We start from the raw sequence: 21,619 nt of genomic DNA, 5'->3' as shown, positions 1-21,619 counted from the left end.
ACAGCGAAAATTTAAATTGAAGAATATAATCTTGAATGGAAAAGCTATCATATCAAGAGATATTGCAGATTATGGACACTTTTCTACTCCTAAACAATCATTCTACTTTCTCGCCAGAAAAGATTACAGGAGTGAATTAAATGCCTAAAGTAAGACAAGATGCCTGGTCTCATGAAGACGATTTATTACTAGCTGAAACTGTTCTCCGCCATATCCGTGAAGGAAGCACTCAATTAAAGGCGTTCGATGAAGTTGGTGATGTGTTAAACCGTACTTCCGCAGCTTGCGGATTCCGCTGGAATGCAGAGGTTCGCCAAAAATATGAGCAAGCCGTTGAACTGGCAAAGAAACAGCGCAAAGAGAAGAAACGAAAAGAAGCGAAGCAGCAGCCTGTCTATCAGGAAGTTTCTCACACTACGAATTACCGTCCAGAGCAAGCAGAGGAATTTGTTGCCCAACAAGCTGAAAAGCAAGAACCCATCAGCTACCAAATTCCTGCTGCCAGCAACCATGATCAAGACATTAACCTTACGCAAGTCATTCGCTACCTTAAAGACTTGCAGAAAGAAACCAAAGTCAGTGATTCTGTAAAAGAGCAGATTGCCTATCTTGAAAACGAGAACAAAATCTTAACTGAACAAAACCGCCAATTGAACAGACAATTGGAGTCCATGTCAGAGGACTATCAATCTTTGATTCAAATTATGGACCGGGCTCGTAAAATGGTCATGTTTGATGATCAAGAGTATGCCAAACCACAATTCCGCATGGAGAAGAATGGCAACCTTGAAAATGTAGCCCGCTAAATATCTATCAAAAAAGAGGATTTCCATAATGGAAATCCTCTTTTTAAACAAAATAAGACCAATCCCAATCGTGCCGTTGTGTTTAATGAGTTTTGAACCCGCTCCAGGCAGGTGGGTGCCCTGTTTCACACTTCTTGCGTCCTCCCATCAGTGATGGTTATGAGGCTTGCATTCCATGTGAAAACTCAGACTCCCTTCTCAAAAATGTTCGGTCAAAACGTACATTCAAACAACGTACACATCAGGATTGGTCATTTAATTTGTAAGGCAATCATAGCATATTTACAAAACCTTATCAAGAATAATATAAGGGTTTAATATTGCTACTTCAGTCCTGTTTTTTTGCCTTCAATTGCAAGTGAAGTTCATCTAATTGCTTCTGATCTACTGCACCCGGAGCGTTCGTCATAGGGTCGGCGGCAGAGGCAGTTTTAGGGAACAAGATCGTATCGCGAAGGTTCGTTCGTCCAGCAAGAATCATGATAAACCGGTCGAAACCTAGAGCGATTCCTCCATGGGGAGGAGCCCCATATTCTAGTGCCTCTAATAAGAATCCGAACTGTTCTTCCGCTTCCTCTTTACTGAACCCAAGCACTTCAAACATCTTATTCTGAAGTTCTTTCTGGTGAATACGAAGAGATCCGCCACCAAGTTCATATCCATTCAAAACAATATCATAAGCTTCTGCATGGACTTCTTCGGGATTTGTTTGAAGCTTTTCGAGATCTGCTTCGACAGGCATGGTGAACGGATGGTGAGCTGCAAAATATCGGCCCTCTTCTTCGTCATACTCCAATAACGGCCAGTCTGTTACCCAAAGGAAGTTGAACTTAGATTCATCAATAAGTCCTAGGTGGCGTCCTAGCTTCAGACGAAGAGCGCCAAGGCTGTCATGAACAACAGACGTTTTATCTGCTACAAACAGTAAAAGGTCTCCATCTTTCGCCTTTAGCTTATCTTTTAATGATGAAGCTTCTTCTTCTCCAAAGAATTTTGCGATTGGACCATTGAATTCTCCGTCTTTTACCTTCAGCCATGCTAAACCTTTAGCTCCGTAAACTTTCACCTCTTCGGTCAGTTTATCGATATCTTTTCTGGAAAATTCATCGGATTGACCTTCCACGTTTAAAGCACTAACTTGACCTCCTGAGGCCACAGCCCCGCTGAAGACTTTAAACCCAGAGTCTTTCACATCTTCAGAGATATTCACCAGTTCAAGTCCAAAACGCGTATCCGGTTTATCAGAACCAAAGCGTTCCATAGCCTCTTCATAAGCCATGCGAGGGAACGGTGTTTCTACATCGATACCTTTTACCTCTTTCATCACTTTCTTCATCATCCGCTCTGTCATAGCCATAATTTCTTCTTTTGACAAGAACGAAGTTTCGATATCGACTTGAGTGAATTCGGGCTGTCGGTCTGCTCTCAAGTCTTCGTCTCGGAAACAGCGAGCAATTTGATAATATTTTTCAAACCCTGACATCATGAGCAGCTGTTTAAACAGCTGTGGGGACTGAGGAAGTGCGTAAAATTCTCCTTCATGCACACGGCTTGGCACCAAATAGTCTCTAGCTCCTTCCGGTGTACTCTTCGTTAACATCGGGGTTTCCATTTCAAGGTACTCTTCATTATTAAGGAAGTTTCGGATGACTTGGGTTGTTTGATGACGAAGTTTAAATGTGTCCTGCATTTCTTTTCTTCGCAGATCCAAATATCTATACTTCAAACGGAGGTCCTCTGAAACTTCGGATTGCTCCTCAATCATGAATGGAGGGGTCTTGGCTTTACTAAGAATCGTAACTTCTTTAGCCACAACCTCAATCGCTCCCGTTTCCAGGTTTTCGTTAACCGTCTGAGCGTCTCTAGCAACGACTTGACCAACGACTTCCAAAACAAATTCGCTTCTTACCATTTCTGCCGTTTGTAATGCTTCCGGAGATGTTTCAGGATTAAATACAACTTGTACCAATCCAGAACGGTCTCTTAGATCTATGAAGATTAAACCTCCAAGGTCACGTCGTTTTTGTACCCAGCCTTTCAAGGTAACCTCTTGCTCTATATGCTCTTTGCGTATCGAACCGCATTTCACTCGTTCCATTTTATTCGCCTCCTGTCAACTGGTCTTTCATATAATTAACGACTTCCTCAAGAGAAATCTCTTTTTGTTCTCCCGAAGTCATATCTTTTACATTAATAACATTATCCTCAAGCTCACGATCCCCAAGTACTAGAACATATTTTGCACCAAGACGGTCAGCAGCTTTAAACTGAGCCTTCATTTTTTTGCCCAGGTAATCTTTGTCCACTTGGACACCAGCTTTTCTTAGTTCGTAAGTCAATCGAACGGCTGCTTTTTCTGCTTCTTCACCAAGAGCGACCATATAACAATCCAGTCCTTCATCTAAAGGAAGCTCAACGCCTTCTGCTTCAAGCGCCATCAGTAATCGTTCAATACTCATAGCAAAACCGATACCTGATGTTTCAGGGCCTCCAACTTCTTGAACGAGACCAGTATAGCGTCCTCCTCCGCTCAAGGTCGTGATCGCACCGAACCCTTCCGCCTCGCTCATAATCTCAAAAGCAGTGTGGTTATAGTAATCAAGCCCACGTACGAGGTTTGGATCGATGACATAGTCAATTCCCATTACGTCAAGAAAAGACTTTACTTTTTCAAAATAGTCCTTCGAATACTCGTTTAAATATTCAAGTATCGACGGAGCCGTTTCCATTGCTGGGTGTTCGCGGTCTTTCTTACAATCCAAAACACGTAATGGATTCTGATCCAACCTCACCTGACAATCCGCACAAAGCTCATCACGATAAGGAGCGAAATGATTTACTAATGCTTTCCTGTGCGCCTCTCTGCTTTCCTGGTCTCCTAAGCTATTTAAGACTAGCTTTAAGGATTTCAAACCAAGCTCCTCATAAGAACTCATCGCAAGGGCCAGTACTTCTGCATCCACAGCAGGATCATCACTGCCAAGAGCTTCAATCCCAAACTGGACAAATTGACGTTGTCTCCCTTGTTGTGGACGCTCATATCGGAACATCGGGCCAATATAGAAATACTTAGTCGGCTGATTAGGCAATCCATATATTTTATTCTGAACAAATGAGCGAACCACTGATGCCGTACCTTCTGGTCTTAGAGTGACGCTTCTTCCTCCACGATCTTCAAATGTATACATCTCTTTTTGAACAATATCGGTACTGTCCCCTACACCGCGCTGGAAAAGCTCGGTATGTTCAAAGATAGGGGTACGGATTTCTTTATAATGATAACGGCGACATAAGTCCGTTAATTGCTGTTCAACAAATTGCCATTTTTCTGAAGTACCTGGCAGGATATCCTGCGTCCCTCGAGGGGCATTGATACTCATCTGATCTCCTCCTTCAAATAAATCCACCATATATTCCCACAAAAAAAGTTCCCGTCCCTTTTCCTTAGATCGGAAAAGGGACGGGAACTCCTCCCGCGTTGCCACCCTGATTGAAGCAAAGCTTCCACTCAAAACAGTTAACGCCTGAATACGTCCATACCTACTTACTTTCAATATGGCACCTAAGAAATGTCTTTCGCTAGACCATTACAAAGGACTGCTTTCAGCCTGATGGCAATCCGTCTCTGTTTGTATGGGAGCTAGTTACTTTTTTCCTCATTGGTTTTCATCGATTCCTTATAGAATTGATTACTATCATATAGCCTTTTCGATTTAAATGTCAAGCTGTCTTAAGAATTTACTCGAAAAAAAATTTTCCAGTGAGGAAGGTGTGCTTCTTCTCTATGTCGAATAGTGAGACGTATGAATAAAAGGAGGTGTGTGCCATGCTCAAAAAAGGAATTTTTCTATTCATTCTACTAACCATTGCCCTAACAGGTATGCCCGAAGCCTCCGTTCAAGCCAATGTGGCAGTCATTAAAGTTGACAACTTGAATGTAAGATCTGGACCTGGAACTGATTATGAAAGGGTTGCTCAAGTCCATGAGGAAGAAACCTATTCCGTGCTGGAAACAGAAGGGGACTGGGTGAAAATTGGCTTAGATTCTCAATCCGGCTGGGTTGCGAAATGGATGGTCACTTTTAAAGGAGATCGAGCTGCAAATGTCTCCTCTGCTTCCGTATCGAAAGTCAACTACCTTAGAATAAGATCGGAAGCAGGCCTTAAAGGAAAGGTTAAAGGTTATTTAATGAAAGGTGATGAGGTTGAGCTTGAGAAACAAGAAGGAAACTGGTACTACGTCACCCATGAGCAAAACAAGGGGTGGGTACACGGCGATTATTTATCGAAGACTGATGGTCCTACCTCAGAACCTTCGGAAGTAAAAGGACTTTCTACCTCTAATAAAACGGTTAAAGGTAAAATCAAGGTGGGGACAACAGTCTTGAACGTACGCAGCTCAAATTCTTTAAAAGGCGAGGTTCTTACACGAGTCTATCAAGGAAAAGTTTTTAACTACATAGACAAGAAGGATCGCTGGTATCAAATTAAATGGAGCAGTGGTAAAACAGGGTGGGTAGCTGGCTGGCTTGTTAATGAATTGGAAGAAGGTAGTACTTCCAATTCAAGTGCATCAGAAGTGACCATTCAATACAATGGGACAAATCTCAGAAGTGAACCTACAACTAATGGGAACGTATTGGCACGGGTTCACAAAGGAGATCGATTCGATGTAGTTGATCAGCAAGGACAGTGGTATAGGATTAAGTACAAAAACAAAAGCGCATTCGTCGCAAGCTGGATTGTTAACGAAAAAAAAGAGGAAACTCGATCCCCCTCTAACAATGTTTCTGGTAATCTAAAAGGTAGAACAATCATGATTGATGCAGGACATGGAGGAAGGGATTCCGGCGCTATAGGATTTGCGGGTACTTATGAAAAGACCATGACTATGAACACGGCACTGGCATTGAGAACAGAACTTCAAAAGAGTGGCGCAAAAGTTTTAATGTCTCGAGAATCAGATGAATACATTCCTCTTTCCATTCGTGGCTTTTACTCTAACGCTTCGAAAGCGGACGTGTTCATTAGCCTTCATTACAACAGTGCTCCTATAGCGGTAAATGCAAATGGTATCAACAGCTTTTATTATCATTCAAAAGATAAGGAGCTTGCAGCATCAGTACAAGAGCACATGGTCGCCTCAACGGGGCTTCGTGACCGCGGAACTTTACACGGCAACTTTCACGTATTAAGAGAAAATAAAAAGCCTTCGATCTTATTGGAACTGGGATTCATTTCTAATCCGAGAGAGGAGCAAACGGTTAGAAGTTCCATATATCAAAGAAATGCGAGTAAGGGCATTACTCAAGGACTAATTGACTTTTTTAACTAACTGACCAAAAAAACTGCCTCTTCGAGAGGCAGTTTTTTTGGTCATATTTCCGTTGCTGCCTACTTCTGTTATAAAGAACTTAACCAAATTATTTCTTCAGTATTTTGTTAAATCACAGACTGAGGAGACTTGCACTTGCCGAGGTCCGCTCGTAAAACAGGAACATAAATCATAAGATTATCTAGAATTCAATTCTTCACGGGCAGGGAGTTTTTTATATAAAAAAACCACAGAAGTTTTTACTTCCGTGGCATCAGCTTATCTCTCTTTACTGTCTAGAATCAGTGTCACAGGGCCTGAGTTTGTCAATTGAACGTTCATCATTGCACCAAACTCACCTGTCTCTACTTTAACCCCTTCATCTTCAACAAGTTTATTGAAGCATTCATAAAGCTCCTCAGCTTGATTGGGTTTTGCTGCTTCCATAAAATTAGGCCGGCGCCCTTTACGACAATCCCCAAATAATGTAAATTGGGAAATCGATAGCATTTGACCTCCCACATCCAACAAAGAAAGATTCATCTTCTCATTTTCGTCTTCAAATATACGAAGAAATGGAATTTTTTTCGCTAAATAACGGGCGTCCTCTTCCGTGTCCTCATGCGTAACACCCAACAATATAACAAGACCGTTATTAATGGAACCTACTGTTTCGTTCTCCACTTCCACTGAGGCGTCCACAGCACGTTGAACGATAGCTTTCATACAACTGACTCCTTTTTTCCTTATTGCATAACACGTCTTACAGTATAGACTTCTTGGATTTGTTTGATTCGTTCGACAATTTTACGTAAATGACTTGTGTTTTGAATCAATATGGTGATATGAATCGTTGCCATTTTGTTTCGATCTGACTTTCCAGACACAGCTGTAATGTTCGTCTTAGTCTCATTGACGGCCTGAAGAACTTCATTTAGTAAGCCTCTTCGGTCATACCCCCAAATTTCTAAATCAACATGATATTGCTTCGAATCTGTAACAGAAGTTTCCCATTTAACAGGTAAAAGGCGAGTTTGTGCTTCCTCTGTCTGGACGTTAGGACAGTCGGTTCTGTGGACAGAAACTCCTCGACCTTTCGTAATATAACCAACGATATCATCGCCAGGAACAGGGTTACAGCATTTAGACAACCGGACAAGCAGATTATCTACCCCTTCAACACGGACGCCTGAATCTTTTTTACCGGCTTTAGAAGGAGTCTTAATTTCAGTTGTGCTAACGTCTGCCAATGTCTGCTCAAGATCTTGAGCTTTTCGCTGTTGTTTTCGCAGCCTCTCTGTCACCCGAGTAGCGATTTGGGCAGCGGTAATCCCCTGGTATCCAACTGCTGCATACATATCCTCTTCGTTACTGAAGTTAAACTTTTCTGCAACTCGATTTATGTTGTCCACAGTTAAAACATCCTTCGGCTGGATTCCGAAATTGCGGATCTCCCGTTCAACCAGTTCCTTACCTTTAGCAATATTTTCGTCTTTTCTTTGCTTTTTAAAGAACTGTTTAATTTTATTTTTAGCCTGAGAGGTTTGCGCAAGTTTAATCCAGTCTTTGGATGGGCCATAAGAATGCTTTGAAGTCATTACTTCAATAATATCACCGGTTTTCAATTCATAATCCAGTGGTTCCATCTTCCCATTTATCTTCGCACCAATGGTCTGGTTTCCGACTTCGGTGTGGATTCGATAGGCAAAATCAATCGGAACAGAACCTGATGGAAGCTCAATTACATCTCCTTTAGGGGTAAAGACATAGACCATATCAGAGAATAAATCGACTTTAAGTGATTCCATAAATTCTTCTGCATCGTGGGTTTCACTTTGCCATTCCAGAATTTCCCGGAACCAAGTTAATTTTTCTTCAAAAGACTGTTCAGCTGTCTGCGGCCTTCCTTCCTTATAAGCCCAATGAGCCGCAATTCCATATTCAGCTATTTCGTGCATTTCATGCGTACGGATCTGCACTTCAAGTGGGTCGCCTTTAGGACCGATCACGGTTGTGTGTAGGGACTGATAAAGGTTCGGCTTAGGCATAGCAATGTAATCTTTGAACCTTCCAGGCATCGGTTTCCAGCAAGTATGGATAATGCCTAATACAGCGTAACAATCTTTGATGCTATTCACGGTAATCCTAACCGCTAATAAATCGTATATTTCATTAAACTGCTTGTTTTGAAGAACCATTTTTCTATAAATGCTGTAAAGGTGCTTTGGTCTTCCATTCAAGTCAGCGTCAATATTCACTTCTTTAAGTTGGTTACGGATTTCTTCAATCACTTCTTCAATGTAATGTTCCCGTTCATTCCGCTTTTGTTTCATGAGATGAACGATTCGATAATATTGCTGCGGATTCAAATAGCGAAGAGCTGTATCTTCAAGCTCCCACTTGATTGTAGAAATTCCTAATCGATGAGCGAGCGGAGCAAATATTTCCAAAGTCTCGTTAGAAATTCTCCGCTGCTTCTCGGCTGGCAGATGCTTAAGTGTGCGCATATTATGCAAACGATCTGCAAGTTTAATAAGAATCACACGAATGTCCTTAGCCATGGCTACGAACATTTTTCTATGATTCTCTGCTTGCTGAGCCTCTTTCGATTTATATTTAATTTTCCCGAGTTTCGTAACCCCATCAACAAGCATAGAAACTTCTGTATTGAACGCTTCTTCAATTTCTTCAAGAGTCACATTCGTATCTTCGACAACATCATGAAGAAAACCCCCGGCGATGGTTTCTGGATCCATTTCCAAATTAACAAGTATACCTGCTACTTGAATCGGATGAATGATATAGGGTTCTCCTGATTTGCGGAATTGATCGCTGTGTGCATTCTCAGCAAACTGATACGCGCGACGAATGAAAGCAAGATCAGAATCGTTCAAATATTTACTTGCTTGTTCGATCACTTCTTCAGCAGTTAATACTGTATCTTTCGCCATTCAATCACCCTGGTTTCTTTTAACTTACTTACATAAGATGGTTTGCTTATCATTATCAAAAAAAGAAAGAAAAATGTAAAGCGATAAATGCTTCCAGCTTGACTAAAACAAAGAGCGCCCTTAATAGGGCACTCTTTCTTATCTAATATTGCATTAAAGTCAATACATCATGGCCTTCCAATTTACTGCGACCATTCAAATAGGTAAGTTCGATCAAGAAAGCACAACCAGCGACTTCTCCGCCAAGCTGTTCAACTAAATTGATCGTTGCTTCAATTGTGCCTCCAGTAGCTAGAAGATCATCAATAATCAATACACGCTGACCAGGTTTGATGGCATCTTTATGGATGGTCAAGACATCTTTACCATACTCTAATCCATAATCAACTTTAATCGTTTCCCTAGGCAGCTTACCTTCTTTACGCACAGGCGCAAAGCCGATTTCTAGCGCATAGGAAACGGGACATCCAACGATGAATCCCCGTGCTTCTGGTCCGACTACGATATCGATATTTTGTTTCTTGGCATATTCAACAATTTCGTCTACAGCTGACTTAAATGCTGGACCATTATCCATTAAAGGAGTGATATCTTTAAATTGTACTCCTTCTTTTGGCCAATCTTCGACGATGGCGATATGTTCTTTATAGTCCATTAACAACTTCCTCCTTGACGGGCTTAACTTTCTCGTTTAAATATTGATTGATCCAATTCTTCAACTCTTTATATGTGGAATAATACAGTGTTTTTTCTATCATCAATTGCTTTTCTCTTTCTTGATAAAGCTTTGATTCTTTTAAATCTTTTTTCGAAGGTTGGGAATTGATCGTAATAAGTCCATCTTTTATTTTAACAAATTCAAGTTCAAAAAACACCTCTGAAATAAAATCAACCATAGAGCGGTCCCAGCCCCTGCGTCTGGCAAGCTGATCTGCCTCACGATGAAGGTTGAATTCTTTTCGCTTCAACAGCATACCATAAAACCATTTGAAATGGTCACGAGAAGGCCAAGCTTGTAGGAAGGTACTTTCTTCCACTCGATAACTGACGAATATTTTACTTACCAGTATTTTTTTAAACAGTTCTTTTAGCTCTTCTAGGTCTTTTGGTAAATCCAGTATAACCAGTCCATCTATACGTTCATCTTGTTGAAAATCATCGGCTGAATAGATGGGTATATTGTGTGGAGATTTCGTCGCTTCAGAAAAGGTGACGGCCTTAAACGACTCATTTGGTGGAATGACAATACTCTTCTCTACATGTCTGGAACCCCGCAAATCAAAAAGCTGCCAATCTTCAATGCGCAGATCTTGGATCATAATTTGTAGATTCTTTCTTCCATTCCACTCGTTAATACTCAGTTCCCCTACTATATCGAGCTTGTCAGATGGAGAAATTTGTGGGTAGAGTTCGCCCATGCCAAAGGCAAGACCATCCACACGTGAAGATTCTGCTTGAAACTGGAATTTAAGGTGGTTCTTCTTGCTTCCTATCAACCTTACTTCCTTAGGTTCCTTTCTTACATGGAACAATGGCTTCGGATTTCCCATGCCAAAGGGGCGCAGCTGATTTACTTCTTCGATCTGCTTTAATGAGATATCTTCAAGGTCAACGGTCATTTCGATATCCAGCACCTGCTGATAATCATCTTCACTCAACTTCTGCTCAGCAAGTTCATTTAAATCAGACCTTAAGGAATCAATTTGATCTATGGATAACGTCATTCCCGCAGCCTGGGCATGGCCACCGAAGTGCATGAAACGTTCCCTTACCTCCATACAGTTGGTGAATAAATCGAAGGCATCAATACTTCTAGCAGAACCTTTGGCTTCTCCTTTTTCAGAGTCTATGCCAAGAACGATAGCTGGCCGGTCGTATTGCCGGACAAGTTTAGAGGCTACGATCCCGAGTACACCAGGGTTCCATCCCTCTTTTGCAACAACAATAACATTCTCTAAATCATCAGACCTTTCAGCGAGCATCTCATCTGCCTGTTTAGCAATTTCTGAAACAATTTTTTGACGTTCCTGGTTCAATTGGTTGATATATTTAGCAATTTCCAAAGCTTCCTCTACATTTGAAGAAAGCAGTAAATCCACAGCAGGTGTTGCGTCTTGTAAGCGTCCAACTGCATTTAGACGCGGACCAATTGTAAATCCAATCGTTTCTTCTGTAATTTCCCCTTCAATGCCGCACACTTCCTTTAACGCTAGAACACCAGGGCGTTTTGAGTGAGAAATTGCCTGTAAACCAATAGCAGCAAGAATACGGTTTTCCCCTTTGAGAGGCACAAGGTCAGCAATTGTTCCAATTACAACTAGATCCAATAAATCCTTGGGAAAACGACCTAACAGCGCTTCAGCAAACTTAAAAGCAACCCCTACTCCAGCTAGCTCTTGGAAAGGATATTGACTGGATGTTTTCGGATGGATAATGGCATAAGCATCCGGCAAAACTTCCTGAACTTCATGGTGATCTGTAATGATTAAATCTATTCCCAGCTGCTTAGCTAAATCAGCCTCATTCATGGCAGCAATGCCTGTATCTACAGTAATAATAATGGAATACCCAGAATCATAGGCAAAACGAAAGGCATCTTCGTTTGGACCATATCCTTCTGTGAAACGATTAGGAATATAAAAGTCGCAGTCAGCACCCGCTTCTCTTAACGCTTCTACCATAACCGTCGTTGAACTGACACCGTCCGCATCATAATCACCAAAAACCAAAATAGACTCTTCATTTTCAATGGCTTGTCTGAGTCGGTCAACGGCTTTAGCCATGTCTTCCATAAGAAAAGGATCATGAAGATCATCAATAGAAGGATTCAAAAAGCGCCGAACAGCATCGTCACTTACGATTTCCCGCTTCATCAACAGTTGTTGAGTAAGTGGGGTTAACCCCTTAATTGACTGTATTTTTTCCATTTGGTCTGTATATGTAAACTTCCATTTCATCTTGCTTTGTAACATAAGTTCACCCCTGACCAATCTATTATACAAGAGCGGTCCAGGGGTAGCAAACATATCTATGGAGTTTTAAACGTACTGTTTTCCTTCTGAACATTAGATTCCTCAGATTCTTTTGTTTCTTCATCCTTTTTCGAAATGGAGCTTTTGTTCTTTGTTAGTTGTTGATGTAAGGATCGGTTTTCACGTTTCAATTTGAAATAACGGACAGCTCCTACAGAAGCCGTTGCTAATCCTCCTAAGAGAACAGAAATTAGAATGACTAAAATCAAGGGAGCCTCTCCAGATCCAAATAAATAATTCACTTGCACAGGATCTACATTAATAACGGCAAATACAGCGATGACTAAAGCAAAGATGAATGCTAAGATGATATATCCTTGACCTTTCACGTTTTCATCTCCTTTCAAAGAGGACGTTTACTATTGATATACCCTGATCACGCTTATTTCAACCAAAAAACAGCGATCGCTATGCGATCGCTGCTGGAAATGTTAGACCTGTGGGCCTCCTGTATTTTTCTTTTTAACGAATTGAATTGGATTGTCTTTAATATTCTTTCCACGCCACACGAGCCAGAGCTGTGAAGCGATAAACAGGGAAGAGTACGTACCGGCAAGCAAGCCGACCACAAGAGCAAAAGAGAAGTTCGTGATTGATGAAGCACCGAAGAACAACAGCATGACAGCAGCAAAAATGACTGTCAGTACGGTGTTGATACTTCTTGCGAGTGTTTGCATCAAACTATCATTAACCACTTTAGCAAGTTCCTTGAAGGACTTAACCTTCTTCTTCATTCTCAAGTTCTCCCGAATCCGGTCAAACGTCACAATAGTATCGTTAACCGAATAACCCACAATGGTGAGAATCGCTGCGATGATCGTGATATCAAACTCAAGCCTTGTCAGGCTGAATAAAGCGATGATAAAGAATGCATCATGCAATAAAGCGATGATCGCAGTTAACGCAAAGTAAAATTCAAATCGAATCGTTACGTAAATGATAATCCCGATCGACGCATACAAGACCGCTAAGGCGGCATTTTTGGCAAGTTCCTGACCGACAACCGGTGAAACTGTGCTTACGTTCGGAGTATTACCATATTGTTCTTCATAGTAACTTTGAATTTCTCCGATTTTACTTTTACCAAGTTCGCTCTCAAAACGGGCAACAGCTATTTCATTATTGTCACCCGAAATGACGACTTGTTTGGGTTTAACACTAAATTCCTCTTCTAAAGTTTTTTCCACTTGTTCAGCATTGATCTGTTCATTTGCCAAAATGGATACACGTGACCCACTCGTGAAGTCAATGCCCAGATTCAGTTTGAAAATTGCTAGAGCCAAGATCCCGGCTGAGATCAGGACGATTGAAATCGTAAAGAAGCGCTTGCGTAAGCCAACGAAATCAAATTTACGTCCCAAGACCTTTGGTTCTACTTCCTCCCCTTCTTCAATGTCCTGAACGTCTTCCGGCTTCACTCCAAACCATTTTGGACGTTTATTTAAAAAGCGGCTCTTCACCCAAAGTCCTAAGAATAAGCGTGATCCATAAACAGCTGTGATGAAGCTGACAAGGATGCTGACAATTAACATCGTAGCAAATCCTTTAACTGAGCTTGTTCCAAAGATGAAAAGAACAGTGGCAGCAATTAAAGTCGTAATGTTGGCGTCAAGAATGGTAGCCAGCGACCGCTTATTTCCTGCTTTGAAGGCGGACATGACAGATTTCCCAGCCTTCAGCTCTTCTTTTATCCGCTCATAGGTGATGATATTGGCGTCCACCGCCATACCAACCCCGAGAATCAAGGCGGCAATACCTGGGAGAGTTAAGACACCATTCATCAACTCGAACACAAGAAGGATTAAGTAAATATATACTGAAAGCGTTGCAACTGCGATGGCACCAGGGAATCGGTAATAAGCGATCATGAATAGAAAGATCGTAACAATACCTATAGCTCCGGCAATAATTGTCTTATTCATCGCTTGCTCACCAAACTGAGCTCCAACAGATGTAGAATAAGTCTCTTCTAAATTAACAGGAAGTGACCCTGCATTAAGTATATCTGCCAGCTGCTTGGCTGACTCTACCGTGAAGTTACCTTCAATTTGTACTGTATTACTGCGAATAGCTTCATCGACAGCAGGTGCCGAGATGTAGCCTGGATCCTCTTTTCCATATTCGTCAGCAAAAGAAGAATCCTCATCATAATCCAGCCAAATCGCTAACAAGTTCTCAGGATAAGGAGTACTTGGATCTTGTTCTTTATTAGCAATCTCCTGAGTTACATCGTAAAACTCAGAAGCGCTTTTAACTTCCAGGGTTACAATGGGATTATTGTTATCTGGGTTGAAGCTTTGCTGCGCACTTCCTTCTTTAATATCCGTACCATTCATGTACTCTTTACCATCAACACCACGGAAGGATAACTCAGCAGTCGTCGACAACAATTCACGCGCCTGCTGCTGATCCTCTATTCCAGCCAATTGAACACGAATCCTTCCTCCGTCCTCAATGGCAATGTTTGTTTCACTGATTCCTAAAGTATTTACACGTCTATTCAACGCTTCAACTGTAGCTTCAAGTACTTGTCTATTAACTTCTTGACTATCATCGAGTGGTTCAACATCATATAGAATCTCGAATCCACCTTGAAGGTCAAGTCCTAGTCGAATATCTTTTGTCACACCTGTTATGGTCGTCCCAATCGTAGCAGCTAAAAGGATTAGCACTAGAAAAAAGGCGACGATACGACCTCGTTTCACCATTACGCGGTTTCCTCCTTTATGCCTGAGCACATCCCTTTCATTCTAATTCCAGACCAGACCGTATGTATAGATTCACGTACACACTTATCTAACGGATGAGATGTTTCTCACTTGTCTCCGTAACAATTTTACTATTAATTTCTCATTTGGCAACTATTGATTGTTCATATGGAACAATGTCATAAGATGTCAACACAAGCTATTATCCATTATATCCAGAGTTGACGTTCTCTATGGCTTCTACGTTATCATTCTCTTCATGGTTAACAAAACTTTCATATGTATGGCTTTTCAGATGTAGTACGTCTTGAACAATTTCGTATAATCGCTTTTCAGGATTCCCTTTCCATACTTTTGCTCTTAAGCATTTCCATACCTCATCCTTCGTAGTGAGATATCCCAATAATTGAAGCTCGTCTGTTTTAATAATAAGAACCGGATCCACATATTCCTTCCATTCACTTACCGTTTTCTCTTCCTCCATATCGGCACTCCCTGTTTAAAGAATTGGATTCACCTGTAATCGTTTGTCATGCCTTGTCCATCCAAGCGCATATAATTCATTGTAGCTGAATTTTAATTCTTTGAGAAGGCGGATCATAGATATGTCAAAACAAACCTTTCTTCATGGAGCTCTCATTCTTGTAGCGGCTGGATTAATTACTAGGCTGCTTGGTTTCATCAACCGAATTGTGGTAGCACGAGTCATGGGTGCTGAAGGTGTCGGATTGTATATGATGGCACTACCTACCTTGATTTTAGCCATCACCATCACGCAATTCGGACTGCCGGTAGCTATTTCTAAACGTGTATCGGAAGCAGAGGCTTTAGGTGACGAAAAGAAAATTAAGCAGATTTTAATCATTTCCATCTCGGTTACATTATCCTTAGCTATCCTTTTCACTGTCGGTCTATTTTTGTTGTCTCCGGTAGTGGCTAATTATTTTCTCACCGATGCTAGAGCTTTGTATCCTTTGTTAGCCGTCACTCCCATCATTCCAATTATAGCGGTATCTTCGGTGATTAGGGGTTATTTTCAAGGACGACAAAACATGAAGCCTCAGGCCATGTCACAAGTTATTGAGCAAATTGTCCGGATCGGAGCAGTAATTATATTAACAAAGTTGTTTTTGCCTTATGGAGTTCAATATGCAGCTGCAGGAGCTATGGCAGCTGTCGTCTTAGGAGAATTTGTCTCATTAATTTATATGTTAAGGCAATTCAATCTCCAAAAGCGTTTCAAATTAAGGACAACTTGGACTAAACATATTAAAGAAGGACGTAAAACCCTCAATGAACTGATGAGCATTGCACTTCCTACTACAGGAAGTAAATTTATTGGATCCTTGACTTATTTCTTTGAGCCGATTCTGGTTGCCCAAAGTCTTGCGATTGCAGGGATAGCAGCAGTTGAATCTACCAAACTTTATGGAGAGTTGACTGGGTATATTCTTCCTTTGCTTTTCTTACCAACATTCTTGACCCATGCTCTGTCAACAGCTCTTGTTCCTTCCATCAGTGAAGCAGCTGCGAAAGGTAAGAAAGATATTATACAATATCGAATATTGCAATCCATTCGCTTATCTTTGGCCTCCGGCGGCGTAGTCACCGTCGTTTTCATGATCTTCCCAGCCGTAATTTTATTTACAGTTTACGGAACAAGTCAGGCAGCTTTTTTATTACAGTTTATGGCCCCTTTCTTCCTGCTCCACTATATTCAAACACCACTACAGGCTAGTCTGCAGGCACTTGACCTTGCCCAGCCTGCCATGTGGAACTCACTCATTGGTTCGATAATCAAATTTATTGTACTTGTAGGACTAAGTTCTCAACCAGAGTTTGGAATTAACGGAGTGGCTATAGCTATCGTTGCAGGAGTCGTTGTCGTTACATTGCTTCACTTGATGGTACTGATCAAGCATAAAGTGTTTAAGTTTCCAGGTGCGATGCTTCTAAGGTTTTTGATTGTTGTTTCATGCACTGGCTATGTTGGTTTTGAAATGAAACAGCATTGGCTGGAAGCGAGCAAACCTCTCTATCAACTACTGACAATGGGAGCCGTACTGACCGTTCTATACTTTATTCTGCTCTTTGTGTTTAAGCTGCTTCATAAAGACGAATGGAAGATGATTCCCTGGAATAAGATCCTGCCAAAAAAATAGCCCCCGACAGGAGGCTATTTTTTTATTTCGATTCATTATTCTTATCCATTACCAATTCACCTTCATCATTAATGGTACACAAAGAAATTTCTTCTACAGAACTGAACCCCTGTTTCCTTACTTCATTCAATAACCAGTTTTTATTCTTTCGGATCGTTTTAAGTCCACTATATTGGACTTTCCCATCCGCTATAAGGACGACAGCATAATCGGATCCTCCATCATCATTCTTCTCAAACACGGAAAGTTTCCCTGAAGGCTCAAGAATAGCATAAGCCACATCATTCACTTGTTGAATTCCATGCTCCCGGAGTTGGAGTAGCAAGTCATTGAAATTATAGCGCTGACGTTTCATTTCGTATTCATCAATTTTCCCGTGTTTAATAATAACTGTAGGTTTTCCGTCAAACCAATTCCTAAAGCGCTGATTCTTCAAAGATATCCATGCACTGCCCAATTGGATAATGAGCAACACGGTCATTGGAACAATGGCTTGCCACAGGGAAGATTCGGGTTTTTCTATTAAAAACACTGCAATTTCAGCCAGCATGATGAACACTACAAGGTCCATGACGCTCAGTTCGCCTATTTCACGTTTCCCCATTAGTCTAAATACAATCAATATAATGAAATAAGTGATGAATGTTCTAAAAATGATTGAGGCGATTTCCACGTCCACACACTACCTTTCGTGAAGGTTTACCTCTTCCTAACATCACCTATTTTTGAATTTTTATTATGTAATGAATGAACTTAGTATGGTTTTTAAGAAATTAAAGGCTTCCTCATGCAAGCCTCCTTAGCTTGAAGACCGAGACTTTTATATGGAATATGGTGGACGGGAAAACGACTCGCTTTCCGTGGGCATGTGCTGAGCCTCCTCAAACTTCGTTTCCCGGGTCTCATCTAGCATGTTCATCCCACAGGAGTCTCGCCGTTTTCCCATCCACCATGCGATATAAAGTTACTCGATCTTTTTCTGGAATGAACCATGTGAAGAACTGGTTATATTAAAAATTCTGCATTGCCAACGGTTCTTATGCAATGGATAGCAAATTCTACACAGCAAGATTTCGAGAACTTTATCAGGCAAGGGGTGTTGGGGAAGGGTGAGACTCGCACGGGAGAAGGAGCTAGGCGAGACCACAGGAAAGTGTTCAAATGCGGAATCACCCCGGTAGACACGACTCGCATAAGCAGAAAATCAAAAGGAAAGTGCCTTTTCATTCCGTTGATTTCCTGCTTAGACGCGAGTGTCTGGGCGATGCAGCTAGACGAGTTATTTTCCAGCCATACCTAACACTATTACAAATATAAACCCACGATATCCCGGCATCGAATTCTCAGAATACTACTATATCCCAAACCCTTTAAAGAAAAGGGATTAGATATCTGAAGAAAACATAAACCGAAGCAACAGCTAGAGACATGATTAAGATAGGAATTCCATATAGAGAAAACTTCAAAAAAGGAATGGGTTGATTATGGCTAGCGGCTAGTCCTGCTACAACTACATTAGCAGAAGCTCCAATCAGTGTGCCGTTTCCTCCCAGACACGCCCCTAAGGCAAGAGACCACCAGACAGGATCAACATTCATCATTCCGTACCCTTGCAATTCTTGGACAACCGGTATCATAGCAGCAACAAACGGAATGTTGTCAACCACACCCGATAATAACCCTGAACTCCAAAGCATTACCATAGAGGTAATTGGTAAATCTCCACCAGAGACCCAAACCATTCCGCGTGCAAGTTCATCAATAATCCCAACCGTCTCTAAACCTCCAACCAACATGAAGAGACCCATGAAGAAAAACAACGTCACCCATTCGACTTCCTGGAACACATGCTCTACATCCAGTTCTTTATCCGTCAGAAACAATAATAGTAACGCTCCGCTTACGGCAATGGTCGTTATATCCATGTGTACAAATGGATGCATCATAAAACCCGTAATGGTTAATAGAAGAACTGACAAGGATTGGAATAAGAGCTTGGATTTGTTTAAATGCTCGGATGCATCAAGTTCCATTAACCGTTTAGCCAGCTCCTGATTATACGTTAATCGTTTTCTAAAAAGGAGCACACTCAAAGTCAACATGATTGAGAATATGATTAAGACGACTGGACCAAGGTGATAAATAAATGATACAAAACTGAAATGCTGAACCGCTTGTCCGATCATGATGTTAGGCGGATCGCCAATTAATGTTGCTGTTCCTCCTATGTTAGAACTAAAAATCGTCACCAAAAGATACGGAAAGGCAGGTAGCTTTAGTTTCTCAATAAGCGAAAGAAGAACTGGTACAAATAAAAGGACCGTTGTGACGTTGTCCAAAAAGGCGGAACCTACGGCCGTAAAGATGGCAGTCACCACTAATAAAGGTACAGGACGGCCTTTAACCAATTGGGCAAGACGTATAGCCATATACGTAAAGATCCCTGTTTTTTTCGTAATGGACACAAGGACCATCATAGAAAAAAGTAAGGCAACGGTTTCCCAGTCTATGAAACCGAAAGCTTCTTCCCATTCATATACTTTGGTCAGCAAGAGCAGGACTCCGCCTGCTAAAGCTACAAGGGCCCGATTCCACTTTTCTGTCATGATCAGTACATAACTAGCAACGAAAATGAGCAATGCAAGTACAGTTGTCATAGACCTTCCCCTTTTAACCGGACTTTACTTATACCTATTCAGTTCCATTGAAAAATATCTACTTCTATCGAAGCAGAATTCATGCATATAGTTAAAATGACAAGCTAATAAAAAGGAGGCAGGAATATGAAAAAATTAATTCAGGGTGTGCTTGGATATGGAGTTGGCTCGATTTTCATACTGATGATTGTCTTTTCAGGAGTATTAGCCTTACTGCTTCGTTTTACAAACATGGAGTATCAAACCCTCAACCAAATGGCATTGATCGCAGGCATAAGTATACTAGCCTTCGGAGGGATGTTGGCCGCTTATAAAGGGGAACAGAAAGGGTGGTTATCCGGAGGGATGACAGGATTGATTTTCGTATCCGCTATGGTCTTATTTCAAGTTATCTTTGAAAATCAATGGGTTTCTCTTCCGCAGCTTAGTTATTTTGGCGGGTTACTGGTAGCGGCCTGGCTTGGAGGTATGATTGGTGTAAATCTGCCAAGAAGATCAGCAGCCAAGCGATGAACAAAAAACAAATCCCGCTACACTACTGTGTAACGGGATTGCTCAATCGCAAACTCATTAGTCTTGATTTAACTTTTCGCGAATAGAAGAACGGTCAAATTTCATCTGTGACCCATCTTGTACAGAAATCACAAGAGTACCCTCATCTATAGCATGAATCGTACCATGTAGTCCTCCGATTGTAATAATTCTATCGCCTTTTTGTAGATCCGACTGCATTTGCTGAACTTTCTTCTGTTTCTTTTGCTGCGGACGGATTAATAGGAAATAGAAAATGACAAACATTAGAATGATCGGCAATAAACCTACTAATGTATCCATTTAACTTCCCCCTTTCTAAAAGTTCTTTGCGTTTGGTTTGTTGAAACCATACTGTTCAAAGAATTCTTCTCTAAAGTCACCGAGTCGATCTTCTCGAATGGCTTCACGAACTTGCCTCATTAATTTTAACAGAAAATAAAGGTTATGATAAGTCGTAAGTCTAAACCCAAACGTCTCATTTGCTTTGACAAGGTGACGAATATAAGCGCGGCTATAATTTCGACATGTGTGACAATCGCAATTCTCATCGATTGGTCGGAAATCTCGTGCAAATTTAGCATTGCGAACAACCAGTCTCCCATTTGAGGTCATACACGTACCGTTCCTCGCTATACGAGTTGGCAGCACACAGTCAAACATGTCGATTCCTCTTAGACTCCCGTCGATGAGTGAGTCAGGAGAACCTACTCCCATCAAGTAACGCGGTTTATCTGTCGGAAGCAAAGGTGTGGTGAAATCCAATACTCTATTCATGACGTCTTTTGGTTCACCTACTGACAAGCCACCGACTGCATAACCAGGGAAGTCCAGGGAAGTTAAATCTCGCGCACTTTGACGGCGAAGGTCCTCATATTCCCCTCCCTGGATGATTCCAAACAACCCTTGGTCATGTGGTCGCTTATGTCCCTCTAAACATCTCTCAGCCCAACGACTTGTCCGTTCGACAGATTTCTTCATATAGTCATGCTCAGCAGGATACGGAGGGCATTCGTCGAAAGCCATCATAATATCCGCTCCTAGCGAATTTTGGATCTGCATGGCTTTTTCCGGGGAAAGAAATAGCTTTTCACCGCTTATATGGTTACGAAAATGAACCCCTTCCTCCTCGATTTGTCTTAAATCACTAAGACTGAAGACTTGGAATCCCCCAGAGTCAGTCAGAATTGAGCCATTCCAATTCATAAAGGAGTGAAGACCACCTGCTTCTTCGACGATGTCTTCACCAGGTCGAAGCCATAAATGGTACGTATTCGAGAGAATGATCTGGGCTCCCATCCGCTCTAATTCTTCAGGACTCATCGTTTTGACGGTGGCAAGCGTACCTACCGGCATAAACATGGGAGTTTCAAATGATCCATGCGGGGTATGAACTTTGCCGAGGCGAGCCCCTGTCTGTTTACACGTTTTAATTAATTCGTATGTGATCGCCATGTT

Annotated in this window: 17 protein-coding genes, 1 other RNA gene and 1 other annotated feature; of the genes, 4 read left to right on the top strand and 14 right to left on the bottom strand. The window is 41.5% G+C overall.

What is annotated here, in order from left to right; translation table 11 throughout:
* The first annotated feature begins 140 nt into the window (after positions 1-140).
* Positions 141-806, top strand: coding sequence for an RsfA family transcriptional regulator (locus ACRYKC_RS13040; protein WP_433807173.1), 666 nt, complete (start codon positions 141-143; stop codon positions 804-806).
* 57 nt (positions 807-863) lie between these two features.
* Here ACRYKC_RS13040 and ssrS read toward each other — a convergent pair.
* The 3 genes from ssrS to hisS all read right to left on the bottom strand — a co-directional run bounded on the left by ssrS (position 864) and on the right by hisS (position 4,186).
* Positions 864-1,057: non-coding RNA, 6S RNA (gene ssrS, locus ACRYKC_RS13035), on the bottom strand.
* A 77-nt stretch (positions 1,058-1,134) separates the two neighbouring features.
* Entirely contained in the window at positions 1,135-2,904 is a 1,770-nt protein-coding gene (gene aspS / locus ACRYKC_RS13030) for an aspartate--tRNA ligase (protein ID WP_433807172.1), read from the bottom strand.
* Between the two features lies 1 nt (position 2,905).
* Entirely contained in the window at positions 2,906-4,186 is a 1,281-nt protein-coding gene (hisS, locus tag ACRYKC_RS13025) for a histidine--tRNA ligase (protein WP_433807171.1), read from the bottom strand.
* 73 nt (positions 4,187-4,259) lie between these two features.
* Positions 4,260-4,475 (bottom strand) — a binding site (T-box leader).
* Between the two features lie 157 nt (positions 4,476-4,632).
* Here hisS and ACRYKC_RS13020 point away from each other — a divergent pair.
* Entirely contained in the window at positions 4,633-6,141 is a 1,509-nt protein-coding gene (locus ACRYKC_RS13020; RefSeq protein ID WP_433807170.1) for an N-acetylmuramoyl-L-alanine amidase family protein, read from the top strand.
* Positions 6,142-6,399: 258 nt separating this feature from the next.
* Here the strand turns inward: ACRYKC_RS13020 and dtd are convergent, their stop codons facing one another.
* The 7 genes from dtd to ACRYKC_RS12985 form a co-directional block, all read right to left on the bottom strand.
* Complete coding sequence (gene dtd / locus ACRYKC_RS13015) at positions 6,400-6,846, bottom strand: D-aminoacyl-tRNA deacylase (protein WP_433807169.1); 447 nt, start codon at positions 6,844-6,846, stop codon at positions 6,400-6,402.
* A gap of 20 nt (positions 6,847-6,866) precedes the next feature.
* A complete protein-coding gene (locus ACRYKC_RS13010; RefSeq protein ID WP_433807168.1) occupies positions 6,867-9,071 on the bottom strand; it encodes a RelA/SpoT family protein in 2,205 nt (734 codons plus the stop codon).
* Positions 9,072-9,213: 142 nt separating this feature from the next.
* Positions 9,214-9,726 carry an adenine phosphoribosyltransferase gene (locus ACRYKC_RS13005; protein ID WP_433807167.1) on the bottom strand — a complete coding sequence of 171 codons (513 nt, stop codon included), beginning with the start codon at positions 9,724-9,726 and terminating at the stop codon, positions 9,214-9,216.
* The gene (recJ, locus tag ACRYKC_RS13000) at positions 9,716-12,043 is read right to left on the bottom strand and encodes a single-stranded-DNA-specific exonuclease RecJ (RefSeq protein ID WP_433807166.1); all 2,328 of its coding nucleotides are present in this window, start codon (positions 12,041-12,043) and stop codon (positions 9,716-9,718) included. The genes ACRYKC_RS13005 and recJ overlap by 11 nt, the downstream gene beginning before the upstream one ends.
* Positions 12,044-12,099: 56 nt before the next feature.
* Complete coding sequence (locus tag ACRYKC_RS12995; protein ID WP_433807165.1) at positions 12,100-12,432, bottom strand: LapA family protein; 333 nt, start codon at positions 12,430-12,432, stop codon at positions 12,100-12,102.
* Positions 12,433-12,534: 102 nt separating this feature from the next.
* Entirely contained in the window at positions 12,535-14,811 is a 2,277-nt protein-coding gene (gene secDF, locus ACRYKC_RS12990; RefSeq protein ID WP_433807164.1) for a protein translocase subunit SecDF, read from the bottom strand.
* Positions 14,812-15,013: 202 nt separating this feature from the next.
* The gene (locus tag ACRYKC_RS12985; RefSeq protein WP_433807163.1) at positions 15,014-15,295 is read right to left on the bottom strand and encodes a post-transcriptional regulator; all 282 of its coding nucleotides are present in this window, start codon (positions 15,293-15,295) and stop codon (positions 15,014-15,016) included.
* Between the two features lie 121 nt (positions 15,296-15,416).
* Between ACRYKC_RS12985 and spoVB the strand changes: the two genes are divergently transcribed.
* The gene (gene spoVB, locus ACRYKC_RS12980) at positions 15,417-16,973 is read left to right on the top strand and encodes a stage V sporulation protein B (RefSeq protein ID WP_433807162.1); all 1,557 of its coding nucleotides are present in this window, start codon (positions 15,417-15,419) and stop codon (positions 16,971-16,973) included.
* 22 nt (positions 16,974-16,995) lie between these two features.
* On the opposite strand, the gene ACRYKC_RS12975 is transcribed toward spoVB, so the two are convergent.
* Positions 16,996-17,646, bottom strand: a complete 651-nt coding sequence (locus ACRYKC_RS12975) for a DUF421 domain-containing protein (RefSeq protein ID WP_433807161.1) — start codon at positions 17,644-17,646, stop codon at positions 16,996-16,998.
* 697 nt (positions 17,647-18,343) lie between these two features.
* Positions 18,344-19,630, bottom strand: coding sequence for an ArsB/NhaD family transporter (locus tag ACRYKC_RS12970; RefSeq protein ID WP_433807160.1), 1,287 nt, complete (start codon positions 19,628-19,630; stop codon positions 18,344-18,346).
* A 126-nt stretch (positions 19,631-19,756) separates the two neighbouring features.
* On the opposite strand from ACRYKC_RS12970, the gene ACRYKC_RS12965 reads away from it, so the two are divergent.
* Entirely contained in the window at positions 19,757-20,143 is a 387-nt protein-coding gene (locus ACRYKC_RS12965; protein ID WP_433807159.1) for a TIGR04086 family membrane protein, read from the top strand.
* Between the two features lie 57 nt (positions 20,144-20,200).
* Here ACRYKC_RS12965 and yajC read toward each other — a convergent pair whose 3' ends face one another.
* Together yajC and tgt are read right to left on the bottom strand one after the other, a co-directional pair.
* Positions 20,201-20,464: a preprotein translocase subunit YajC gene (gene yajC, locus ACRYKC_RS12960; RefSeq protein ID WP_433807158.1), complete on the bottom strand. Its 264-nt coding sequence runs from the start codon at positions 20,462-20,464 to the stop codon at positions 20,201-20,203.
* Positions 20,465-20,479: 15 nt separating this feature from the next.
* Complete coding sequence (gene tgt, locus ACRYKC_RS12955; RefSeq protein WP_433807157.1) at positions 20,480-21,616, bottom strand: tRNA guanosine(34) transglycosylase Tgt; 1,137 nt, start codon at positions 21,614-21,616, stop codon at positions 20,480-20,482.
* Between the last annotated feature and the right edge of the window lie 3 nt (positions 21,617-21,619).

The organism is Halobacillus sp. A1-3, from assembly GCF_050971765.1.
Lineage (GTDB): Bacteria > Bacillota > Bacilli > Bacillales > Halobacillaceae > Halobacillus > Halobacillus mangrovi_B.
Note: the sequence above shows the minus strand (reverse complement) of the source record. Positions and strands in the feature narration are given on the sequence as shown.